Consider the following 23,543-nt stretch of genomic DNA (forward strand, 5'->3'; position numbering starts at 1 on the left):
CAGTCAGAAGTGGACCATGCCCATCCGGGATTGGAAGGCTGCGCTGACCCGCTTTACCATTCAGTTCGGAGACCGCATCTCCGTCAATTGAAGTCCGAACCGTTTACACAAAAATTCGGACACGCCCTCTAAATTAACCAAAGAATGCACAGCCTCAAGCAGTCGCGTTCACGCAAGAAAAAGAGCGCTCTATGTGAACGCTCTTTTCATAGCAAGGACTGCACCAGTGGTGCACCAAGCAGCCGTATTTCCCCATTCAAGATCACTACGAGCAGCTCAAGTTTACGACTTTACCGTTACAAGTCACCGCTTCGTCAACCCGCATGAATGCTAGCCCCCAGGTTTACGACTTTGTTTGCCAGTTTACGACTTTAATGGCCCAGAACAATAGCTGATGGTCAGTTCACGGCAGCGCCGGACTCGTACCAGGTCTTGATCAGGTTGCGTTCGTCATCCGACAGAGCCGCAGGGTTGCCAAAAGGCATCTTCTTCAGCTGCACCACCTGTTGGTAGATCTGCTGGGCGTGCGATTTCACCGCTTCGGGGGAGTCCAGACGGACAGCCTTTTGCTGGATGGCCGTGCCGTGGCACACCACGCAGTGCTGCTGGAAGATCGCATTGACCTTGGCAAAGCCTTCTCCGCCAGCGGCTGCGGGAGCAGCAGCAGGTGACGCGGCTTCGGCTGCAGGAGTTGCGACTTCAGCTGCAGGGGCAGCGGGAGTTGCAGCCTGCCCAGCTGCGGGTGCCGCTGGAGCAGCCGCTACCGGAGCAGTTGCTGCCAAAGGTGCAGGCTTGAGCCAGACGAACACAGCCAGCAGAGCAGCTACGCCGACAGCAGCGTAAGGCCAGGGGTGGCTGTTACGACCCAGCTTGTAGCCGTGGCGCATCACGAAGAACTGGCGAATGGCAGCACCGGCAAACATCATGCCGATCAGCACCAGCCAGTTCAGCTTGTGGCTGTACAGCCAGCCATAGTGATTGGACAGCATGGCGAACAGCACGGGCAGCGTGAAATAGGTGTTGTGCACGCTGCGCTGCTTGGCACGTTGGCCGTGACGTGGGTCCACAGGCTCACCAGCCTTGAGCGAAGCCACCACCTTGCGCTGGCCAGGAATGATCCAGAAGAACACGTTGGCGCTCATGGACGTCGCAATCATCGCGCCCATCAGCAGGAAGGCTGCCTGGCCGGGGAAAATGTGGCAGGCCAGGTAGGCGGCGATACACACCAGCACCAGAACCATGGCACCGACGGTGGCGTCGCCATTCTTCTTCTGGCCGAAAGTGCGGCAGATGAAGTCATACAGCAGCCAGAAGACCACCAGGAAGCCCAGAGCCGAAGCCACGGCAGCGCCGGTGCTCATGGCATTGGGGTCGCCGGGAGTGACCAGATAGATGTTGGCGTTCCAGAGGTAGGAGACCGTCAGCAGGGCAAAACCGGACAGCCACGTGGTGTAGCTTTCCCAGTAGAACCAGTGCAGGTGATCCGGCATCTTGGGAGGAGACACATTGAACTTGACGGGGTGGTAGAAACCGCCACCGTGCACAGCCCAGAGTTCGCCGTTAACGCCCTGTTTCTTCAGGTCGTCATCCACGGGCGGCGTCAAGCTGCTGTCCAGGAACACAAAGTAGAAGGAGGAACCGACCCAGGCGATCGCGGTAATGACGTGGAGCCACCGCAACAGCAGGCCGGCCCAGTCGAGAATGTAGCTTTCCATAGCTCTCAACCTTGGCAGCGTGGGGCTGCCGAACAACCTGCTCACCACTGCGGGCGCTCTGAGCAGAAGAAAAGGCCGCGCTCCCGGACGTTACACACGGGGCACCGCTGCGACCATTCTGTCGACCGAAAGTGTATGCAATTTTTGCTACCGCAACTCTCGAATCAGGGATAAACCACCCTAGAGATTTCCCTAATACAAGAGCGATATGCAAGGATCGGGCCTGATTTTTAGGGCAGGTAACAGCATGTTTGCGGCCACACGCACCAGATCAGGGCATTCATTGCACCATCAGCTCGCAGACAAGCGCTGCAGAAGCTGTGCCGCCACCGCCACAGCGATCACCTCGGGCTCCTTGCCGGTAATGCCAGGCACGCCGATCGGGCAGGTGATGTGAGCCAACTCTGCATCGCTGAACCCTCGCTTGCGCAAGCGGCTGCTGAAACTGGCCCATTTGGTCTTGCTGCCAATCAACCCCACAAAAGGTAGATCTCCTCGCTCGCGCTGGCGCAGCAGGCATTGCGCCACCACCTCCAGGTCTTCGGCATGGCTGAAGCTCATGATGAGCACCTGCGACTGCGGCGGCAACTCTGCCACCGCGGCCTGCACCGGATCGGAATGCTCGCACTGCACCCCTATCTGCTCCTCCACGGGAAAGACTGCATCACGGCTGTCCACCCAGATCACGCGGTACGGCAAGCTGCGCAAAATGCGCACCAGCGCATGCCCCACATGGCCCGCGCCGAACAAGGCCACACATTGCGACGGCTCGGGCATCAAGGCCCGCAGACGTTGAGCATCGCGGGCGTCAAACCATGCAAAGTGCAGCTCCAGCGCACCGCCGCAACATTGCCCTAGACTGGGTCCAAGCGCATACCGCTGGATATGCTCGCGCAAGGCTGCTGGGTCTGCGTCCCACTGCGCCAGCAACTGGCGCGCCTGGGCAATGGCCTGCCATTCCAGATGACCGCCGCCGATCGTCCCCATCACCTCATCGGCGAACACCGCCATCCAGGCCCCCTCCTCGCGGGGCACGGAGCCACGAGTGGCCTGTACCTGCACCCAGCACAGCGGCTGCTGCGCCAGACGGTTCAAGATTCCTTGCTGTGTTTCGCTCCACATGACTGAACGCCGATTGCTTTGATGACCGATGTTCATGCATTTTGCGAGTCGCAATAGACAGACAAGCGTATGAGCACATTAATCGGATGCATATCCGGACCGGATTTGACGAGTCGTTGCAGATTTTTCACGAGGAGGCGTCAGAATTGCGTCCCCAGGCCGCTGCCTCCATCCATTTGCGGCTACGCTTGGCGTCATGTCTGAAACCCACGACCCCACCCGCGCCACAACAGCCCGCCGCCCCCTGAACTGGCTGCGGACCGGGATGATGGCTGCCGTTGCAGCGGTGCTGACCGCCTGTCAGATCGCACCTCAAAGCCCATCCATCGGCACGACGCCTGCCGACAAGGCCAGCCCCGGCTATCGCAAGCAGGCTGCCCAGCATCTGTATGAACGCAACTCCGGCCGCATCTACCAGGGCATGCTGCCGCCTATGCTGTATGCGATCGGCGTGCTGCAGGTTCAGCTCGACGGCCAGGGCCGCGTGAAAAACCTGCACTGGATGCGCAAGCCAGGTCATGCCCCCGAAGTGGTGGCCGAGATCGAGCGAGCCGTGCGCTCCGCCGCCCCCTTCCCGGCCCCGGGTCGTAGCGTGACCTATACCGACACCTGGCTGTGGGACAAGTCGGGACGCTTCCAGCTCGACACCTTGACCGAAGGTCAGCTGGGCCAGTAAAAGCGCACAGCGATGCAGCCCGCTGCATCGGACAATAAAAAACCGGCCAAGGCCGGTTTTTTTGTTGCGACAAGCCAGGCGAGGCTTATTCGACCACCTTGGTGATCTTCGTGCCCTGCAGCGATACGCCAGCCTCCAGGCCCGCGTTGGTCAGCACATAGCTGGTGACCGGAGCCTGGGCGGTCGTGGTGTCCACGCTGCCATTGGCACCGATCTTGCCTGCTGCCACGGTGGCATCAGCCCCCACGGACCAGCCGTCGCTCTTGAGGAACTTGTCCAGTGCTTCCTGTGTGTTGAACACATAGATCACAGCCTTGGACTGACCACCAGCTTGCCATCCGATAGAGGCCGCTGTCGTGCTGTAGAAGCCACGGTTGTGACCGCCCACGCGCAGCACGCCGCGGCCATGCTCCACCCCGACCACAAAGCTGCCGCCAATCACCGACGGGAAGATCAGCACACCCTTGGCGCGTTGCACCATTTCCTTGGATCCTGGTGCGGTCTGGTACAGGCGCTCCAGAGCTGCATTGGCACGGGTATTGACCGTTGTGGAATCGGCACGGGGAGCCGATGCCGTGTCAGGCTTGGTCGTGGTGCAGGCCGTCATGGTCAAGGCACCGGCAGCCAGTGCAGCAGCCATCGCAACAGAACGCAGAGAAATTTGACGCATACCTATATCCTTTCATGGGATGAATGTGTAGACACATTTCAGAGGTAGAAGGTCCTGCAGTCCGACATTGGGTCGCTTTTGCACATCCCCCCGATGCAAAGCTGTCAGAAACAGGGTTGGCACGATGCTAGTGCGCAGCGTTGCCGATAAAACTCAGCGGTTACAGCTTGCGCCATTGGCCTACAGAAGGCAAGAGCAGTTGTCGAAAAAGACCTACAACATGAACACAAGACAACACTTGGCCTCATCCATAGGCAATCAGACGAATTGTCTGAAACAGGCGCTAGCATTGTTGATATAAGCATCGCGCGGACGACTGGAAATTCATGAAGTTCTGGAATTACTTTCACCACCCCAAAGCAGCTCTGGTTGTGCTGCGTGTCACCCTGGCCCTGCTCATGCTGCTGCACGGCTGGGCCAAGATTCGTTATGGCATAGGCAGCATAGAGGCGAAGATCGAGAGTCTGGGTGCACCGGGATTTCTCGCCTATGCGGTCTATCTGGGCGAAGTGGTCGCGCCCTTGCTGTTGCTGGTGGGCCTGTGGGTGGTACCCGCCGCACTGGTGATTGCGGTGAATATGGTGGTGGCATTTGCGCTGATGCACACCCGGCAGATTCTGATGCTCAACAACACCGGCGGCTGGGCGCTGGAGCTGCAGGCCTTTTATTTCGTGAGCGCCCTGGTCGTGGCCATGGCTTATTCCAAGGGCAAATAAGTCCTTAAAAACAAGAGCGGCTTGCGCCTGTCATATCTTGGTTTCAATGCCTTTTAATGCTGAAACCTTGAAATGACGTGCGCAAGCCGCTCTTGTTTTTGCCATGTCTCCCGCTTCGAGAGACTCACGTCCCGCTCAGGAGCCGCGATAGGTGGAGTAGCTCCAGGGGCTGACCAGCAAAGGCACGTGGTAGTGCTGCTCCACATTGGCCACGCCGAAGTCCAGGCTCACCTTGTTCAGAAAGCTGGGCTCGGGCAGTTGCACGCCACGGGCCTTGAAGTAGGCCGCAACGTCAAAGGTCAGGCGGTAGGTGCCGACCTTGAGCGTGTTGTTGTCGAACAGCGGCGCATCGGTGCGGCCGTCATGATTGAGCACCAGGCTCTTGATCAGCGTGGCCTTGTCGCCTTCAGTGGAAAACAGCTCGACAGCCATGCCTGCGGCGGGGCAGCCATTCATGGTGTCGAGAACGTGGGTGCTCAGGCCCATGGAAATCTCCTCACAGGCAGTTTGCCACTGCCCTTGGTTGTATCAAACACACGACTTACGCAAAACGGGTTCAGGCAGGCCTACCCCTCAGAAGGCAGGCCGTTGTTGCATTCCTGTTTGCGTAAGCCCTGAAACATCTATGCCATCACAAAGCCTGCGCGCGCGTGAGCGCAGCGCTTTGATCGCTAAAGTGTATACAGTTTCTGTACTCCATCAAAGGCTTTTCTGCCTTGACTTTCAGGCACATAGCCAGCACTGCCCGGTTGGCTTCTTTTCAGCCTCTATACACTGGCCCGATTCATCAAGCGAACAGGAGACAACGCATGCAATTGCGCACCACCGCCCTGGCAGCCAGCCTGCTCATCGCTCTGGCCGGCCTGAGCGCCTGCAGCAGCACGGCCACGCTAGAGCCCGCCCGCAACGAACGCGCGGCCATCGGTCACGATGCCACCGCTCAGGCTGCAGCGCCTGCCGTCACCCAGACCGCCGCCGCCCAAGCAGCCGCTGCTGCCTATGACTTCGAGCTGGATGTCTTTCACCCCGTCATCGCCAAGAACGGCATGGTGGCCTCGGAGCAGGAGCTGGCCACGCAGATCGGCGTGGATATTCTCAAGGCGGGCGGCAATGCCGTCGATGCCGCCGTGGCCGTAGGCTTTGCGCTGGCCGTGGCCTTGCCCAATGCCGGCAATATCGGCGGCGGCGGCTTCATGATGGTGCACGACGCGCGGAGCGGCAAGGACATTGCACTGGACTTCCGCGAAGTGGCACCCAGGGGCGCGTCACGCAATATGTATCTGGATGCCGCCGGCAAGGTCATCGACGGCAAATCGCTCTACACCCATTACGCCGTAGGCGTGCCCGGCACCGTGGCCGGCATGACGCACGCGCTCTCGCGCTGGGGCAGCATGCCGCTGGCCAGGGTCATGGCTCCCGCGATTGCGCTGGCGGACAAGGGCTATCCCGTCAGCGTCACCCTGGCCAAGACCCTGGAGCAGGAAAAAAAGAATATGGGCCGCTGGCCCGCCACCCAGGCCGTTTTCTGGAGGAACGGCGCTCCGCTGCAAAGCGGCGAGAGGCTGGTGCAAAAGGATCTGGCGCAGTCCCTGCGCCTGATCAGCCAGCAAGGTGCCAAGGCCTTCTACGAGGGCGCGATCGCGCAGAAGATCGTGGCGGAGATGGCGCCGCACGCCAAGGCCCTTAGCCTGCAAGACCTGCGCGACTACAAGGTGGCCGAGCGCGAGCCCGTGCGCGGCAGCTATCGCGGCTACCAGATCGTGACCATGCCTCCGCCCTCTTCGGGAGGCGCGCACCTGATTCAGATCCTGAACATGATGGAGCGCTGGCCCATGAATCAGTGGGGTGCCGACAGCGCGCAAAGCGTGCACTACATGACCGAGGCCATGAAGCTCGCCTATGCCGACCGCTCCGAGTATCTGGGCGACCCGGACTTCGTGAAGATTCCGCTCAAGGGGCTGATCTCCAAGAGCTATGCGAGCGAGCTGGCCGCAAGCATCAAACCCCAGCAGGCCAGGCCCGGCAAGGACATCCGGCCCGGCAGGCCCCAGCCTTATGAAAGCGACCAGACCACCCATTACTCCGTGGTGGACAAAGCCGGCAACGCGGTGGCCGTGACCTACACGCTGAACACCAATTTCGGCAGCGGCATCGTCGCCAGGGGCACGGGGATTTTGCTCAACAACGAGATGGATGACTTCTCGGCCAAGCCCGGCGTGGCCAATGCCTATGGTCTGGTGGGCGGCGACGCGAATGCCGTGCAGGCCGGCAAGCGGCCGCTGTCATCCATGACACCGACCCTGGTACTCAAGGACGGCAAGCCGGTTCTCGTCACCGGCAGCCCGGGAGGAGCGCGCATCATCACCACGGTGCTGCAGCAGGTCGTCAATCACATCGACTTCGGCATGAACCCGGCCGAGGCTGCGGCCACGCCGCGCTTTCATCACCAGTGGACGCCAGACGAGTTGCGCGTTGAAAAAGGCTTCAGCCCCGATACGCTGGCCCTGCTCAGGCAATGGGGCCACAAGGTGGCACTGAAGGCATCCATGGGCCGCACTCAGACCATCGAGATCCGAGACGGCCTGCTGCGCGGCGCTTCGGATCCGCGCAACCCCGACGGAAAGACCATGGGGTACTGACGCTGAACAAAAAAAGCCGCGCTCCCCCGAGCGCGGCTTTCACTTGAGGCGGCTGCTGGCCGTACGCGTGGCCAGTGGCCGCCCTCCCCACCTCTCTTTATTCAGCCTTCTGACCGATTTCGAAGTTGGCCTGGATTTCCAGGGCACGCACCATGCCCGAGTGATCCCAGGCAGCGCCGCCGTGGGCCACGCAGCTGTTGAACAGCTCTTGTGCCTGAGCGGTGTTGGGCAGGGACACGCCCAGCTGACGAGCGCTGGACAGGGCCAGGTTCAGGTCCTTCTGGTGCAGGGCAATGCGGAAGCCAGGGTCGAAGGTGCGCTTGATCATGCGTTCGGCATGCACTTCCAGGATCTTGGAAGAGGCAAAACCGCCCAGCAGGGCTTCACGCACACGTGCTGGATCGGCACCGGCGCGCGATGCAAACAGCAGGGCTTCGGCCACGGCTTCGATGTTCAGCGCCACGATGATCTGGTTGGCCACCTTGGCGGTCTGGCCGTCGCCGTTGCCGCCCACCAGGGTGATGTTCTTGCCCATCTTGTCGAACAGGGGCTTGACGCGCTCGAAGGCTGCATCGGGGCCGCCGACCATGATGGACAGGGTGCCGTTCTTGGCGCCGACTTCGCCGCCGGAGACGGGAGCGTCCAGGTACTGGGCACCAGCGGCTTCGATGCGCTTGGCGAAGTCCTTGGTGGCCACGGGCGAGATGGAGGACATGTCGACCACGATCTTGCCGGAGCTGCCCTTCAGACCGGCTGCCACGCCGTCTTCACCGAACAACACCTTCTCCACGTCGGGAGTGTCGGGCACCATGATGAAGATGATGTCGGCACGCTCGGCCACACCGCGAGCAGTGGTGCACTGGGTGGCGCTGGTTTCTGCGATGTTGGCAGGCACCTTGCCCACGGTGTTGACGAACAGCTGGTGGCCGGCCGCAATCAGGTGGCCGCACATGGGCGCGCCCATGATGCCCAGACCGATAAAGCCCAGCTTGAGAGACGATGCGTTCATGGTTGTACTCCTCAGTTTTCTTGATACTCAAATTCGATGGCCGATGGCGCTTTGCGAGCAGGCGCCACAGGCCTTTTCATCCATTCAGGCAGCCACTGCGACCTTGTTCCAGCCGCCGATCTTCTGCAGCCAGCCCAGGCCGGACTCGGTGCCGTTGGCGGGCTTGTATTCGCAACCGATCCAGCCGTCGTAGCCGATGCGATCCAGGTGTGCGAACAGGAAGGGGTAGTTGATCTCGCCGGTGCCGGGTTCGTTGCGACCGGGGTTGTCGGCCAGCTGGATGTGACCGATGCGGCCCAGCTGCTTTTGCATGGTGGCAGCCAGCTCGCCTTCCACGCGCTGGGCGTGGTAGATGTCGTACTGCACAAAGGCGTTGGGCGCACCCACTTCGTCCAGGATGGACAGGGCATCGTCCGTGCGGTTCAGGTAGAAGCCGGGGATATCGAAGGGGTTGATGGGCTCGATCAGCAGGCGGATGTTGGCGGCGCTCAGGGCGGCGGCAGCAAAACGCAGGTTTTCCACGAAAGTGCGGCGCACCACGGCAGCGTCAACACCGGCAGGAACCTTGCCGGCCAGGCAGTTGAGCTGGGGCACACCCAGGGCGTGGGCATAGGTCACGGCCTTGGCCACGCCGGCGCGGAACTCATCCACGCGCTTGGGGTCGCAGGCAATGCCGCGCTCGCCCGCGTCCCAGTCGCCGGCGGGCAGGTTGTGCAGAACAATCTTCAGGCCGGTGGCGTCGAGGCGCTCCTTGATCTCTTCCACGGTATGGGCGTAGGGGAAGAGAAACTCCACGGCTTCAAAGCCTGCGTTTGCGGCACGCTCAAAACGCTCGAGGAAAGGCACCTCGGTGAACAACATGCTCAGGTTGGCTGCAAAACGGGGCATGATAAAAGTCTCCGGTAATCGTTAATAGTTGCAGGCGCTAGACGCCAAGCAAGGGCCTAAGCCGGCCGCGCCCCCCCAGCGAAGGCGTCGCCCCCTCCCGCGCAGAGAGAGGGGGAAGCGGCGGAGCCGCTCAGGGGGAGTTTTCCTATCAGTCCAGCAGGGCCAGTGCGCTGGGCGCGTCGGCCTTTTCGGTCGCCAGGTCTTCGAACTCGACCACGTTGTCGATTTCGGCGCCCATGGAGATGTTGGTCACACGCTCCAGGATGCACTCGATCACCACAGGGGTCTTGTGCTCGGCCATCCAGGCTTCGGCCTGCTGCATGGCGGGGGCAAAGTCTTCGGCGCGATGAACGCGGATCGCCTTGCAACCCAGGCCTTCAACGACCTTAACATGGTCAACACCGTAGCCACGGGTCGCATCACCCTCATCCATGTTGATATTGTCGAACGCCAATTGCACGCAATAGTCGATCGAGAAAGCGCGCTGTGCCTGACGGATCAGACCCAGATAGCTGTTGTTCACCAGCACGTGAACATAGGGCAGCTTGAACTGCGCGCCCACGGCCAGCTCTTCGATCATGAACTGGAAATCGTAGTCGCCGGACAGGGCCACGATCTTGCGCTGGGGGTCGGCCACGCGCACGCCCAGGGCGGCGGGAGTGGTCCAGCCCAGAGGACCGGCCTGGCCGCAGTTGATCCAGTTGCGGGGCTTGTACACGTGCAGGAACTGGGCACCGGCGATCTGCGACAGACCGATGGTGGACACATAGGTGGTGTCGCGGTCCAGGGTGCGGTTCATGCACTGGTAGACGCGCTGGGGCTTCATCGGCACGTTGTCGAAGTTGGTCTTGCGCAGGTACTCGACGCTGTTCTTGCGACCCTGGCACTCGGCCACCCAGGTCTTGCGGCACTTGAGCTTGCCGGCAGCCTTCCACTCCTTGGCGACGGCAACGAATTGCTCCAGAGCCGCCTTGGCGTCGGAGACGATGCCGTAGTCGGGCGCGAACACGCGGCCGATCTGCGTGGGCTCGATGTCCACGTGGATGAACTTGCGGCCCTTGGTGTAGACCTCGACCGAGCCGGTGTGGCGGTTGGCCCAGCGGTTGCCGATGCCGAACACGAAGTCCGAAGCCAGCATGTTGGCGTTGCCGTAGCGGTGGCTGGTCTGCAGACCGCACATGCCGACCATCAGGGGGTGATCGTCGGGGATGGTGCCCCAGCCCATCAGGGTGGGGATCACGGGCACGTTCAGGATCTCGGCCAGCTCGACCATCAGCTCGGAAGCATCGGCGTTGATCACACCGCCACCGGAAACCAGCAGGGGACGCTCGGATTCGTTGAGCATCTCGATGGCCTTCTCGGCCTGCTTGCGCGAAGCGGCTGGCTTGTAGGCAGGCAGGGGCTCGTAGGTGTCGATATCGAACTCGATCTCGGCCAGCTGCACGTCGATGGGCAGATCGATCAGCACGGGGCCGGGACGGCCGGAGCGCATCAGGTGGAAAGCCTGCTGGAAGGCACGTGGCACCTGGGCAGGTTCCAGCACAGTGGTGGCCCACTTGGTCACGGGCTTGGCGATGGAGGCGATGTCCACGGCCTGGAAGTCTTCCTTGTGCAGACGCGAGCGAGGTGCCTGACCGGTAATGCACAAGATTGGAATGGAGTCGGCGCTGGCCGAGTACAGACCGGTGATCATGTCGGTGCCGGCAGGGCCGCTGGTGCCGATGCAGACGCCGATATTGCCGGCCACCGCACGGGTGTAGCCTTCGGCCATGTGGCTGGCGCCTTCGACGTGACGGGCCAGAATGTGGCCGATGCCACCGTGGTCCTTCAGCGCTGCGTACAGCGGATTGATGGCGGCACCGGGAACGCCGAATGCAACGCTAACACCTTCTTTTTCGAGCACGCGGACTGCGGCTTCGATTGCTTTCATTTTGGCCATGAGGTCTCCTTCAAACTGAAATGAACTTTAGTCAAGACCCTTGCTTGCCGGAAGCCGCTTGCAGACCATAAAATTTATTCCACCCAAGAATAAATAGGAGATGAACCCATGGACAGACTCGATGCGATGCACATGTTTGTGCGCGTGGTGGAGACCGGCAGTTTCACCAAGGTCGCCCAGGAATTCGCCACCACCCAGCCCACCGTCACCAAGCAGGTCGCGGCCATGGAAGCGCGCCTCAAGGTGCGCCTGCTCAACCGCAACACGCGCGGCGTGAGCCTGACCGAAGCCGGCGCGCTGTACTACGAAAAGTGCAAGATCATCGTCAGCGACGTGGCCGAGGCGGAGAACGTGGTCAAGGTGCGCCAGACCCAGGTCCAGGGTCAGCTGCGCATCGGCAGCTCGGTGGCCTTCGGGCGCCGTGTACTCATTCCGCTGGCCATGGATTTCATGAAGCACAACCCGCAGGTGCAGGTCGATCTGAGCTTCGAGGACCGCTACACCGATCTGGTGGCCAACGGCATCGACGTGGCGCTGCGCCTGGGCAAGCTGGCCGACTCCTCGCTGGGCGCGCGCATGCTGGGCGTCAATCCCTGGGTGCTGGTGGCCTCCAACACCTATCTGCGCAAGCACGGCACGCCGCGCCGCCCCTCGGACCTCAAGGAGCATTCCACGCTGATCTACAGCAGCGTGCAGGGAAACGATATCTGGCGCCTGCGCAATGCCAGCGGCGAGCCGGTGTCGATTCCCGTCACCGGGCGGCTGCGCTCCAACAATCTCTCGGCCCTGCTGGCCGCTGCCCGCTCGCACATGGGCATTGCGGCCCTGCCGCGCTACGTGGCCCAGGACTCGCTCAAGGACGGCCGCGTGGTGGAAGTGCTCAAGACCTGCCGCCTGCCCGAGCAGGAGATCCACGCCGTCTACCCCTCACCACGCCTGGTGCCGCAGAAGGTGCAGTCCTTCATCGCCTTTTTGCAGGGCAAGTTCGACGATGCCTGGTGGGAGGATCTGCCAAGAGGGGGCTAGCTCCCCCTGAGGCGCTTCGCGCCTAGGCGGCCCCGCCTTCCCCTCTCTGTACGCGCTGCACGCTAACGGAGGGGGACTGCTCCTTCGCCGCGAGGCGGCTCTTGCTCGGAGCACTGGGATAGGTAGCGCCAGTTTTACACTGCAGCTATATAAAAAATAGCAGCCACCGCTTGTTGAGCGGTAGCTGTAGATTGTTTTCACACTGAATCCTTTGAATAGCCAGCGCCTGCAGCTATCCAATTTGAGGTTTTCAGAGAATCAGAATCGCGCGGAAGTCGTTGACATTGGTATGCGTCGGGCCCGTGATCACCAGATCGCCCAGAGCCGAGAAATAGCCATAGGCATCGTTGCGATCCAGGTGATCGCTGATGCGCAGGTTCTGCTCTGCCGCGCGCCTGAGCGTGCAGGGCGAGACACGAGCTCCCGCGTTGTCCTCGACACCGTCGATGCCGTCGGTGTCCGCCGCCAGCGCCCAGACCTTTTCCTGGCCTTGCAGGGCCTGGGCCAGACCCAGGCAGAACTCGCCGGCACGCCCGCCGCGCCCCTTGGCCGCACCGGGCTGACGCGGGCGGATGGTCACCGTAGTTTCGCCACCCGAGAGAATCACGCAGGGCCTGGCAAAAGGCTGGTCATGCCTGGCCACGGCACGAGCCAGCGCCGCATGGACCTTGCCCACCTCGCGCGACTCGCCCTCCATCTCGTCGGACAGCACATGCACGGCAATGCCGGCCGCGCGGGCAGCGGCCGCCGCCGCTTCCAGCGACTGCTGGGGCGTGGCGATCAGATGCACCTCATGGCCTTCGAAGCGGGCATCGCCGGGCTTGGGCGTCTCCAGCTCGCCGGCTTGCAGCGCAGCGCGCACGGACTCGGGAATCCCGATCTGGTAGCGGTCCAGGATGGCCAGTGCGTCGGCACAGGTCGACGCGTCCGGCACCGTGGGTCCGCTGGCGATCACCGAAGGATCGTCGCCGGGCACATCGCTGATGGTCAGCGTCACCACCTTGGCGGGATGGCAGGCGGCTGCCAGACGACCGCCCTTGATGCGCGAGAGGTGCTTGCGCACGCAGTTCATCTCGCCAATCGCCGCGCCGCTCTCCAGCAGCGCCTTGTTGATGCGCTGCTTCTCGGCCAGGTCGATGCCTTCGGCGGGAAGCGTCAGCAGGGAGGAGCCGCCGCCGGAGATGAGGCAGATCACCAGATCGTCGGCCGTCAGACCCTCGGTCAGCGCCAGGATGCGCTCGGCCGCAGCCAGACCGGCCGCGTCCGGCACCGGGTGGGCGGCTTCCACCACCTCCAGGCGCTGGGCCAGCCCTTCGGGGCGTGGGGGAATATGCGCATAGCGCGTCACCACCAGGCCCGACAGCGGGGCATCCTGCGGCCACAGAGCTTCCAGCGCCTGCGCCATGGAGCCGCCGGCCTTGCCGGCGCCCAGCACCAGCGTGCGGCCCTTGGGCGGCTTGGGCAGATGACGCGCCAGACCCTCGATGGGCAGGGCATTGCGCACCGCCACGTCATACAGATGACGCAGAAAGCCAGCCGGGTCTTGCTGGGGAACAGGCGTTGCCGCGGCCTGCGCGCGCGAGGATGTATTCTGTGCTTGCATAGCTGCGCATTGTGCATTCGGGCTTTTTTCCCTTACAGAGCCCCCACAGTCACAACACTGCTGATCTTTGCAATACCAATGTTGCAAGCCCTTGCTCCCATTGGGTTTGCGCGCTTGCGCACAGCTTTCTGCGCCTGAACATCGATACAAACACCATGTTTGGTGAACAGAAACTGTATACAAAACTTGTCTTCAACCGCTATGATGGATTTATGGAAACTTCCACCACCAGTTTCATTGTCGAAAGCCTGACCAAGGCCATCGTCGAGCATCGCCTGATGCCCGGCACCAAGCTGGCCGAGCAAAAGTTGGCCGACCACTTTGGAGTTTCCCGCACCCTGGTGCGCCAGGCCCTGTTTCAGCTTTCGCAAAACCGTCTCATCCGGCTCGAGCCCGCCCGCGGCGCCTTTGTGGCCACGCCTTCTGTGGACGAGGCACGCCAGGTGTTTGCCGTGCGCCGCATGCTCGAGGCCGAGATGGTGCGCAGCTTTGTCAAACAAAGCAGCGCCGCCAAGATTCGCGCCCTCAAGCAGCATGTGGCTGCCGAGAAGAAGGCCATGGAAGCCAATGACGTGGGCCAGCGCACCGAGCTGCTGGGCGACTTCCACGTGCGCATGGCCGAGCTCATGGGCAACGAGGTGCTGGCTCAGCTGCTGGGCGAGCTGATTTCCCGCTGCGCATTGATCACCCTGATGTACCAGTCTGCATCGGCGGCCGAGCATTCGCACGAAGAACATGCCGACATCGTGACCGCGCTGGCTGCGGGCGATGCCGAACATGCGGTGCAGCTGATGCAGCTGCACCTGGACCACGTGGAAGCAGGCCTGACCTTCGACCGCGATTTGCCAACGAACGATTTGTCGATGGCACTTTCATCCGTATCCCTATGACTTACGATTCCACCGCCTCCTACCCACGCGACCTGATTGGCTACGGCCGCAACACGCCCCATCCCGAATGGCCCGGCAAAGCCCGCGTGGCCGTTCAGTTCGTGCTGAACTACGAAGAAGGCGGTGAGAACCATATCCTGCATGGCGACCCCGGCAGCGAGCAGTTTCTGTCGGAAATGTTCAATCCCGCCAGCTACCCGGCCCGCCACATGAGCATGGACGGCATCTATGAATACGGCTCGCGCGCCGGCGTCTGGCGCATCCTCAAGGAGTTCGAGAAGCGCGGTCTGCCGCTGACCGTGTTCGGCGTGGCCACGGCGCTGCAAAAGCATCGCGAGCTGGCCCAGGCCTTTGACGAGCTCGGTCACGAAGTGGCCTGCCACGGCCTGAAGTGGATTCACTACCAGAACGTGCCCGAAGAGATCGAGCGCGCCCACATGCAGCAATGCGTGGACATTTTTGAAGAGCTGTACGGCGCGGGCGGCGACCACGGCCTGGGCTGGTACACCGGCCGCGACAGCCCCAACAGCCACCGCATCGTGGCCGATGCCGGTCGCTTTACCTACTACAGCGATTACTACGGCGACGACCTGCCTTTCTGGATGAAGGTCGCCAAGAGCGACGGCACGACGCACAACCAGCTCATCGTTCCCTACACACTGGACGTGAACGATATGCGCTTTGCTCTGCCCCAGGGTTACTCGCATGCCGATCCGTTCTTCCAGTACATGAAGGACACATTCGATGTCCTGTACGCCGAGGGCAATGCCAGCGGCGACAACGCCCCCAAGATGATGAGCATAGGCATGCACTGCCGACTGCTGGGCCGTCCCGGCCGGATTACAGCGCTGCAGCGCTTCCTCGACCACATCCAGAAGCACGACAACGTGTGGGTGTGCCGCCGTATTGATTTGGCTCGTCACTGGGCCGAGCGTTTCCCCTGCAAGGATTGATTGCGACATGGCTTTGACCCTGGAACAACTGAATGCCGCCGATGCGGCAACCGCCACCGACCTGCTCGATGGCCTGTACGAGCACTCGCCCTGGATTGCCGCCAAGGCACTGGAGCAGCGTCCCTTCAAGTCCATGGCGCATATCAAGCACGCCATGGCCAAGGTGCTGGCCGAGTCCAGCGAGCAGGCCCAGCTCGATCTGATCCGCGCTCACCCGGAGCTGGCCGGCAAGCAGATGGAGACCAACACGCTCACCGCCGAATCGACGAATGAGCAGAAGAAGGCTGGCCTGACCAACTGCACGCCCGAAGAGCTGGAGCACATCCGCAAGCTCAACGCCGAATACGGCAAGCGCTTCGGCTTCCCCTTCATCCTGGCCGTGCGCGGCGCGCGCGGTCTGGGTCTGAGCAAGGCCGAGATCATTGCGACCTTCGAACGCCGCATGTTCAACCACCCTGCCTACGAACAGGCCGAGGCACTGCGCAACATCCACCGCATCGCCGAGATCCGCCTGAACGACAAGTTCGGCTACGAGCCCGTCGAAGGCAACGAAGTCTGGGACTGGCAGGAACGCCTGTCCACCAACAGCGACCCCGGCTACGCCGAAAAAGGCCAGCTGACGGTGACCTATCTGACCGACGCCCACCGCGCCTGCGCCCAGCGCATCAGCCACTGGATGCGCGAGATCGGCTTCGACGAGGTCGAGATCGACGCCGTGGGCAATGTGGTGGGCCGCTACAAGGCCGCCACCGAAGGCGCCAAGACCCTGCTGACCGGCAGCCACTACGACACCGTGCGCAACGGCGGCAAGTACGACGGCCGCCTGGGCATCTTTGTGCCCATGGCCTGCGTCAAGCAACTGGCCCAGCAAGGCAAGCGTCTGCCCTTCAACATCGAAGTGGTGGGTTTCTCGGAAGAGGAAGGCCAGCGCTACAAGGCCACCTTCCTGGGCTCGGGCGCCCTGGTAGGCGACTTCAAGCAGGAATGGCTGGAGCAAAAGGACGCCGACGGCATCACGCTGCGCGAAGCCATGCTGCATGCGGGCCTGTGCATCGACGACATCCCCAAGCTGGAGCGTGACCCCGCCAAGTACCTGGGCTTTGTGGAAGTGCACATCGAGCAGGGCCCCGTACTCAACGAGCTGGACATCCCCCTGGGCATCGTCACCTCCATCAACGGCAGCGCCCGCTATGTCTGCGAATTCATCGGCATGGCCAGCCACGCAGGCACCACGCCCATGGACCGCCGCCGCGACGCCGCAGCCGGCGTGGCCGAGCTGTCGCTGTACATCGAAAAGCGCGCCGACCAGGATGGCGACAGCGTGGCCACCATCGGCCAGCTGAACGTGCCTTCAGGCTCGGTCAACGTGGTGCCCGGCCGCTGCCAGTTCTCGCTGGACCTGCGCGCGCCCACCAACGAGCAGCGCGACGCCATGATCAACGACATCATGGCCGAGATGGCTGCGATCGCCGAACGCCGCGGCCTGCGCTACACCACCGATCTGTCCATGAAGGCAGCGGCTGCGCCCAGTGCTCCCGAATGGCAGAAACGCTGGGAAAACGCTGTCGACGCACTGGGCGTGCCCCTGTTCCGCATGCCCAGCGGCGCCGGTCACGACGCCATGAAGCTGCACGAGATCATGCCTCAGGCCATGTTGTTCGTGCGCGGCATGAACGCCGGCATCAGCCACAACCCGCTGGAAGCCTCCACCTCCGACGACATGCAACTGTCCGTGGATGCCTTCACCCACCTCCTCCACCAACTGGCTCAAGAACAGCAATGACCAATATGAATCAAGACAAGCAAGCCACCTACGCCGCCATCGATGCATGGATTGACGAGCACTTCGACGAAGAAGTGAAGTTTCTGCAGGCCATGGTGCAAGTGCCCACGGACACGCCTCCCGGCAACAACGCACCCCACGCCGAACGCACTGCCGAGCTGATCAAAGGCTTCGGCTTCGACGCCGAGAAGCACGTCGTGCCCGAAGCCGACGTCAAGGCCTATGGCATGGAGTCCATCACCAACCTGATCGTGCGCCGCCCCTACGGTGACGGTGGCCGCACCATCGCCCTGAACGCCCACGGCGACGTGGTGCCTCCGGGCGAAGGCTGGACCAAGGACCCCTACGGCGCCGAGATCGAAGACGGCAAGCTCTATGGCCGCGCCGCTGCCGTAAGCAAGAGCGACTTCGCCTCCTTCACCTTCGCTGTGCGTGCTCTGGAAGCCGTGGCCAAGCCCAGCAAGGGCGCAGTGGAGCTGCACTACACCTATGACGAAGAGTTCGGCGGCATCATGGGCCCCGGCTGGCTGCTGGAAAAGGGCCTGACCAAGCCCGACCTGATGATTGCAGCGGGCTTCAGCTACGAAGTAGTTACCGCTCACAACGGCTGCCTGCAGATGGAAATCACCGTGCAGGGCAAGATGGCTCACGCCGCCGTGCCCCACACCGGTGTGGACGCGCTGCAAGCCACGGCCGTGCTGCTGACTGCTCTGTACGGCGAAAACGTCAAGTACAAGCAAGTCACTTCGCAAGTGCCCGGCATCAAGCACCCCTACCTGAATGTCGGCCGCATCGACGGCGGCACCAACACCAACGTGGTGCCCGGCAAGGTCATGCTCAAGATCGACCGCCGCATGATTCCTGAAGAGAATCCTGTGGAAGTGGAAGCCAGCATCCGTGCTGTGATCGCCAAGGCCATCGAAGACTTCAATACCCAGGGCGGCTACACCGGCGAAGACGCCGTGCGCGTGGACATCAAGCGCCTGCTGCTGGCCAACGCCATGACCCCCCTGGACGGCAACAAGCCCCTGGTCGACGCCATCCAGAAGCATGGCGAAGCCATCTTCGGCGAAGTGCCTCCTGCAGTGGGCACGCCTCTGTACACCGACGTGCGCCTGTATGTCGAGCGCGGCATCCCCGGCGTGATCTACGGCGCCGGCCCCCGCACCGTGCTGGAATCGCATGCCAAGCGCTCCGACGAGCGCCTGGTGCTGGAAGACCTGCGCCGTGCCACCAAGGTGGTGGCCCGCTCGCTGGTGGACCTGACTGCCTGAGCACCAAACACCGTTTGAACGCCTAGCCTTCTTCTGTCTGGATGGAGGTTTTTCAAGGAGCCTGGATTCGTCCGGGCTCTTTTTTTATGTGCGCAACACCAGCAGGCCGGCGGGCATTTGCTCGGCATGGCTCAGGTCCACATGGCTGGCCAGAAAATCCAGCACCGCCCGCGTCCTCACTGGCAACTGGCCGGGCTTGCCCACATACACGGCATGGATGGGTTGCAGATCCCCGGGATTGAAATCCTCCAACAACACCTGCAGCCTGCCCGCATGCAAATCGTCCCAGGCGTGATAGAGCGACAGCCTCGCCAGGCCCGCCCCGGCCTTGGCCAGATTGGCCATGGCTTCGCCGTCGTTGACGCGCAGCACCTCCCCCATGCTCACCGTCACCGCCTTGCCCGCCACCACAAACGGCCAGTGCGGTATGGCCCGCGGGTAGTTCCAGCCAATGCGCACATGGCCTGCCAACTCATCGGGATGCTGCGGTCTGCCAAAGCGCTGCAGATAATCCGGCGAGGCCACGATCACCTGGCGCGTGTGGCCCAGCTTGCGCGCCACCATGTCCGAAGACGGCAGCTCTCCCCAGCGCAAGGCGATATCGGCGCGAGCCGCTATCAGGTCCACGACGTGATCGGTAAAGCTGAGGTCCAGTTGCAGGCCCGGCCAGATCTGCATGAGCGGACCGACCAGTGGCACCAGCAGGCGATTGCCCGTGGACGAGCTGGCATTGATGCGCACCACTCCAGTGGGCTGGCCCTGCCGGGTGACCGAGGATTCCAGCGCCAGCCAGTCCGTCAGCAGCTGCCGGCCCTGCTCCAGCAACTGCTCTCCCTCGGCCGTCAGCTCCAGCCGCCGGGTACTGCGGCGCAGCAGCTGCACGCCCAGCCGGGTCTCGAGCCGGGCCACGATCTTGCTGACGGCAGAGGGCGAGACCTCGCGCAGACGCGCCGCTGCCGAGAAGCTGCCCTGCTGGGCCACCTGCACAAAGGTCTGCAGCTCCACAAAGCGGTCCGCGCTGTGCTCCTGCAGCGAAGGCATAGCCATGGATTTCTTCATGAATCACATCATAAAGATGCGATTTATTCCCTGCAGGAACAAATGAATGTCCGCATCAAGGGCTAGCGCGCCTTCTGCTGCAGGTTCACAGTTCAGCCCTTCGCGGAATTTTCACAAGGACGTTTTCATGCCTGCAGCATTGCTTGCTCTGGCCGCCGGTGCCTTCGGCATCGGAACCACGGAATTCATCATCATGGGCTTGCTGACCCAGGTCAGTCAGGATCTTCATATCTCCATCCCCACGGCGGGCACGTTGATCTCGGGCTATGCCGTGGGCGTCGCCGTGGGCGCTCCCGTTCTCACGCTGGCCTCGCGCCGCTGGCCACGCAAGCTGCTGCTGCTGAGCCTGATGCTGCTGTTCATCGCCGGCAATGCCGCCGCCGCTCTGGCGCCCAGCTATGGCTGGCTGCTGGCGGCACGCGTGCTAACCTCGCTGACCCACGGCACCTTCTTCGGCGTGGGTGCGGTCGTCGCCACGCAACTGGTGGCGCCCGAAAAGAAAGCCTCGGCCATTGCACTGATGTTTTCCGGCCTGACCCTGGCCACGCTGCTGGGCGTTCCCTTCGGCACCTGGATCGGCCAGCACTGGGGCTGGCGCATGGCCTTTGCCAGCGTCAGCGGCATCGGTGTGATCGCACTGCTGATCCTGCTGCGCCATGTGCCACGCGAGCTGAGCATGCCCAGCCCTCAGGGCCTGACACAGGAGCTGACCGTGCTGCGCAATCGCCCCATGTGGCGCGGCCTGCTGCTGACGGTGATCGGCTTTGCCGGCGTCTTCACCCTCTATACCTATATAGAGCCGCTGCTGACCCAGATCACGGGAATGGACAACCGCATGATTGCGTTCACCCTGCTGCTGTTCGGCGCGGGCCTGGCCCTGGGCAACCATGCGGGTGGCAAGCTGGCCGACCGCTTTGGCGTGCAGCGCGCGCTGTGGGTGTCGCTGGCCGCCTTGATGCTGGTGCTGATCGCGGGCCGCTGGATGTTTGCGAGCACGCCCCTGGCGATTGCCTTTGTGCTGCTGCTGGGCATTGCCGCCTTTGCCACTGTCGCGCCGCTGCAGATGGGTGTGCTGCAATCGGCTGGCGAAGCCGGCATGAATCTGGCATCCAGCCTCAATATCGCGGCCTTCAATCTGGGCAATGCCCTGGGCGCTTGGCTGGGCGGAGCCGTGATTGCACAGGGCCTGAGCCTGACTTGGCTGGCCTGGGCTGCAGCCATGCCAGCAGCAGCGGCGCTGCTCATGGCCAGCTTCGCACCACGTCAGAGCAGTCCAGTTCAGGCTTCGGCCATGGCGGCGGGCATGCACTGAAGGCGCCAAGGCGGCACAAGGCGTTCAGCCCGTCCTGCAGCAGCGCAGACGAATTCCACTCTCAAGGCGACCTCAAGGTCGCCTTTTTTTGCTTGTGCAGCAGCTCGGCATGGTTTTTGCACCAATTTAGGTCCCATGACTAGGCATGAGCTCTTTGCAGGTCCCCATGCACGCTTTTGCACAGCGGTGCACCAATTCCGGGCTTGATGCCCTTTTTTTGCACCTTCTTCAACGCTAATGCATGCAACCGGCCTCGAGACGGCAACGCACTTTCTTTCACTAGATGTTTCAAGACCCGAAACCTGCGCGCGCATAACCGGAGCCAGATCCGCGCCGATTGCATATCGCGCAAGATTTGCTATGAAAAACAAAGCACCTACCGTTTGATATCAATAGGTTTCAATATGTTTTATTCTGAAAATTAGAAAAACAAAGCCTCATAAGCTACATATTTGATAGCAATCGGTAATTACCTTAGATGGTTATGCGCAAAAAACATAACTATTAACACGCCATCCAGAAACTGAATTTTGAGCAGGGTTTACCGCTAGATGCCGTGCGTTATGAGCTGTATACACTTTTTGTATGGATTGCATGCCGTTCGCGAATCGCATGCCAACCTGAAGCCAATATAGAGTGAGGAGACATGTTTTTATGACATCCCAAGTGCATCCCGTGGATGAGGTTCTGCCATTTGGCAAACTCACCGCCTTAGGTCTGCAGCACGTTCTGGTCATGTATGCCGGCGCCGTCGCCGTGCCGCTGATCGTGGGCCGTGCCCTGAACCTCCCCCCTGAGCAGGTCGCGCACCTGATATCCGCCGACCTGTTCGTCTGCGGCCTGGTCACCCTGATCCAGGCCATGGGCGCAACCCAGTGGTTCGGCATCAAGCTGCCCGTGATGATGGGCGTGACTTTTGCCAGCGTGGCCCCCATGGTGTCCATGGCACAGAGCACTGGCGGCAATGCCGGCGCAGGCCTGATCTTTGGCTCGGTGATAGGCGCGGGGGTGATCTCCATCCTCATTGCGCCACTCATCAGCCGCATGCTGCGCTTCTTCCCACCGGTCGTGACCGGCACCATCATCGCCGTCATCGGCATCAGCCTGATGCGTGTGGGCATCAACTGGATCTTCGGCAACCCCGTGGGCCCGACCGCCCCTTCCGTGCCAAACCCCGAGCACCTGAAGTGGCTGGCCGAGGCCCAGGCCATGGCCGGCGCTCCCGGCTCCTCGCTGCCCGCCATCCCCAAGGGCTTCTCGGTGCTGCCCACCATGCCCAACCCCAAGTACGCCGATCTGCAAGGCGCTGCGGTCTCGGGCATCGTGCTGCTGTCCATCCTGCTGATCGCACGCTTTGCCAAGGGCTTCCTGGCCAATATCTCGGTGCTGATGGGCATCTTGATCGGCGGCGTGATCTCCGTGGCCATGGGCCTGATGAACTTCGAGAAGGTCGCCAAGGCCGAGTGGTTCACGCTGGTACTGCCCTTCCAGATCGCCATGCCTGTCTTCGACCCCATCCTGATCCTGACCATGAGTCTGGTGATGGTGGTCGTGATGATCGAATCCACCGGCATGTTCCTGGCCCTGGGCGACATGGCCAAGCGCGACATCACACAGGACGAACTGACCCGCGGTCTGCGCACCGACGGTCTGGGCACCCTGATCGGCGGCATCTTCAACACCTTCCCCTACACCAGCTTCTCCCAGAACGTGGGTCTGGTGGCCGTGACCGGCGTGCTCAGCCGCTGGGTCTGCGTGGCCGGTGGCGTGATCCTCATCGTCCTGGGCGTGCTGCCCAAGATGGGTGCGCTGATCGAATCCCTGCCCACCGTGGTTCTGGGCGGCGCGGGTCTGGTGATGTTCGGCATGGTGGCCTCCACCGGCATCCGCATCCTGGCCAACGTGGATTTCCGCAACAACAAGAACAACGCCATGATCGTGGCAGTGTCCATCGGCGTGGGAATGATTCCTCTGGTTGCCCCTAATTTCCGTCAGTGGATGCCCCATTCCATCCATCCGCTGATTGAATCCGGTATCCTGCTGTCCTCGATTACCGCCGTGGCATTGAATCTTTTCTTTAACGGAGCCGCCAAAGACAACAGCGCTGCCATCAACGCAGCACGTGAGGCTGACGCTCACTAAACGCCAGTCCTGAAGCGAACGCTGGCTTACCGGCCAGCCCAAGCCCCCTGCCGCCCCACAGTGCGCCAGGGGGTTTGTTGTCGATACAGTTGAAGCAAAACAGACCTGACTCAAAATGCTTCTTGCC

19 protein-coding genes are annotated in these 23,543 nt (G+C 62.1%); 10 read left to right on the forward strand and 9 right to left on the reverse strand.

From position 1 onward, the window contains the following. Positions 1–398 precede the first annotated feature (398 nt). Together FSY45_RS22980 and xdhC are read right to left on the reverse strand one after the other, a co-directional pair. Positions 399–1,715, reverse strand: a complete 1,317-nt coding sequence (locus FSY45_RS22980; protein ID WP_046462668.1) for a urate hydroxylase PuuD — start codon at positions 1,713–1,715, stop codon at positions 399–401. Between the two features lie 291 nt (positions 1,716–2,006). Continuing rightward, positions 2,007–2,837: a xanthine dehydrogenase accessory protein XdhC gene (xdhC, locus tag FSY45_RS22985; protein ID WP_046462667.1), complete on the reverse strand. Its 831-nt coding sequence runs from the start codon at positions 2,835–2,837 to the stop codon at positions 2,007–2,009. Between the two features lie 265 nt (positions 2,838–3,102). Between xdhC and FSY45_RS22990 the strand changes: the two genes are divergently transcribed. Beyond that, positions 3,103–3,513 (forward strand): energy transducer TonB, encoded by a 411-nt coding sequence (locus FSY45_RS22990; RefSeq protein WP_080746019.1) that lies wholly within the window; start codon positions 3,103–3,105, stop codon positions 3,511–3,513. 85 nt (positions 3,514–3,598) lie between these two features. On the opposite strand, the gene FSY45_RS22995 is transcribed toward FSY45_RS22990, so the two are convergent. Next, positions 3,599–4,183 (reverse strand): YSC84-related protein, encoded by a 585-nt coding sequence (locus FSY45_RS22995; protein WP_039048395.1) that lies wholly within the window; start codon positions 4,181–4,183, stop codon positions 3,599–3,601. Positions 4,184–4,509: 326 nt separating this feature from the next. Here FSY45_RS22995 and FSY45_RS23000 point away from each other — a divergent pair, with 326 nt between their 5' ends. Beyond that, positions 4,510–4,899 (forward strand): DoxX family protein, encoded by a 390-nt coding sequence (locus tag FSY45_RS23000; protein WP_003052449.1) that lies wholly within the window; start codon positions 4,510–4,512, stop codon positions 4,897–4,899. A gap of 135 nt (positions 4,900–5,034) precedes the next feature. Here the strand turns inward: FSY45_RS23000 and uraH are convergent, their stop codons facing one another. After that, on the reverse strand, positions 5,035–5,385 hold the full coding sequence (gene uraH / locus FSY45_RS23005) for a hydroxyisourate hydrolase (protein ID WP_003070903.1): 351 nt from the start codon (positions 5,383–5,385) through the stop codon (positions 5,035–5,037). Positions 5,386–5,708: 323 nt separating this feature from the next. On the opposite strand from uraH, the gene ggt reads away from it, so the two are divergent. Beyond that, positions 5,709–7,538 (forward strand): gamma-glutamyltransferase, encoded by a 1,830-nt coding sequence (ggt, locus tag FSY45_RS23010; RefSeq protein ID WP_046462665.1) that lies wholly within the window; start codon positions 5,709–5,711, stop codon positions 7,536–7,538. Positions 7,539–7,635: 97 nt separating this feature from the next. On the opposite strand, the gene glxR is transcribed toward ggt, so the two are convergent. The 3 genes from glxR to gcl form a co-directional block, all read right to left on the reverse strand. Then, complete coding sequence (gene glxR, locus FSY45_RS23015) at positions 7,636–8,547, reverse strand: 2-hydroxy-3-oxopropionate reductase (RefSeq protein ID WP_003063991.1); 912 nt, start codon at positions 8,545–8,547, stop codon at positions 7,636–7,638. Between the two features lie 84 nt (positions 8,548–8,631). Continuing rightward, positions 8,632–9,435 carry a hydroxypyruvate isomerase gene (gene hyi, locus FSY45_RS23020; protein WP_003063993.1) on the reverse strand — a complete coding sequence of 268 codons (804 nt, stop codon included), beginning with the start codon at positions 9,433–9,435 and terminating at the stop codon, positions 8,632–8,634. Positions 9,436–9,583: 148 nt separating this feature from the next. Beyond that, positions 9,584–11,374: a glyoxylate carboligase gene (gene gcl / locus FSY45_RS23025; RefSeq protein ID WP_046462664.1), complete on the reverse strand. Its 1,791-nt coding sequence runs from the start codon at positions 11,372–11,374 to the stop codon at positions 9,584–9,586. A 108-nt stretch (positions 11,375–11,482) separates the two neighbouring features. Between gcl and FSY45_RS23030 the strand changes: the two genes are divergently transcribed. Beyond that, positions 11,483–12,400 carry a LysR family transcriptional regulator gene (locus tag FSY45_RS23030; RefSeq protein WP_003052436.1) on the forward strand — a complete coding sequence of 306 codons (918 nt, stop codon included), beginning with the start codon at positions 11,483–11,485 and terminating at the stop codon, positions 12,398–12,400. A gap of 250 nt (positions 12,401–12,650) precedes the next feature. On the opposite strand, the gene FSY45_RS23035 is transcribed toward FSY45_RS23030, so the two are convergent. Further along, complete coding sequence (locus FSY45_RS23035; RefSeq protein WP_046462663.1) at positions 12,651–14,003, reverse strand: glycerate kinase; 1,353 nt, start codon at positions 14,001–14,003, stop codon at positions 12,651–12,653. A 212-nt stretch (positions 14,004–14,215) separates the two neighbouring features. On the opposite strand from FSY45_RS23035, the gene FSY45_RS23040 reads away from it, so the two are divergent. From FSY45_RS23040 to FSY45_RS23055, 4 genes are read left to right on the forward strand one after another with little or no spacing between them, the layout of a single operon-like run. Next, entirely contained in the window at positions 14,216–14,893 is a 678-nt protein-coding gene (locus FSY45_RS23040; protein WP_019043607.1) for a GntR family transcriptional regulator, read from the forward strand. Continuing rightward, complete coding sequence (gene puuE, locus FSY45_RS23045; RefSeq protein ID WP_148748403.1) at positions 14,890–15,846, forward strand: allantoinase PuuE; 957 nt, start codon at positions 14,890–14,892, stop codon at positions 15,844–15,846. The genes FSY45_RS23040 and puuE overlap by 4 nt, the downstream gene beginning before the upstream one ends. A 7-nt stretch (positions 15,847–15,853) precedes the next feature. After that, entirely contained in the window at positions 15,854–17,629 is a 1,776-nt protein-coding gene (gene uraD, locus FSY45_RS23050) for a 2-oxo-4-hydroxy-4-carboxy-5-ureidoimidazoline decarboxylase (RefSeq protein ID WP_046462229.1), read from the forward strand. Further along, positions 17,626–18,903, forward strand: a complete 1,278-nt coding sequence (locus FSY45_RS23055; RefSeq protein WP_003063718.1) for a M20/M25/M40 family metallo-hydrolase — start codon at positions 17,626–17,628, stop codon at positions 18,901–18,903. Before uraD ends, FSY45_RS23055 begins: the two co-directional genes overlap by 4 nt. A gap of 84 nt (positions 18,904–18,987) precedes the next feature. Here FSY45_RS23055 and FSY45_RS23060 read toward each other — a convergent pair whose 3' ends face one another. Next, on the reverse strand, positions 18,988–19,962 hold the full coding sequence (locus FSY45_RS23060) for a LysR family transcriptional regulator (RefSeq protein ID WP_046462230.1): 975 nt from the start codon (positions 19,960–19,962) through the stop codon (positions 18,988–18,990). Positions 19,963–20,089: 127 nt separating this feature from the next. On the opposite strand from FSY45_RS23060, the gene FSY45_RS23065 reads away from it, so the two are divergent. Beyond that, positions 20,090–21,274: an MFS transporter gene (locus tag FSY45_RS23065; RefSeq protein ID WP_046462231.1), complete on the forward strand. Its 1,185-nt coding sequence runs from the start codon at positions 20,090–20,092 to the stop codon at positions 21,272–21,274. Between the two features lie 654 nt (positions 21,275–21,928). Continuing rightward, positions 21,929–23,416: a nucleobase:cation symporter-2 family protein gene (locus tag FSY45_RS23070; protein WP_003063711.1), complete on the forward strand. Its 1,488-nt coding sequence runs from the start codon at positions 21,929–21,931 to the stop codon at positions 23,414–23,416. Positions 23,417–23,543 lie beyond the last annotated feature (127 nt).

The organism is Comamonas sp. Z1 (assembly GCF_008121555.1).
Lineage (GTDB): Bacteria > Pseudomonadota > Gammaproteobacteria > Burkholderiales > Burkholderiaceae_C > Comamonas > Comamonas thiooxydans.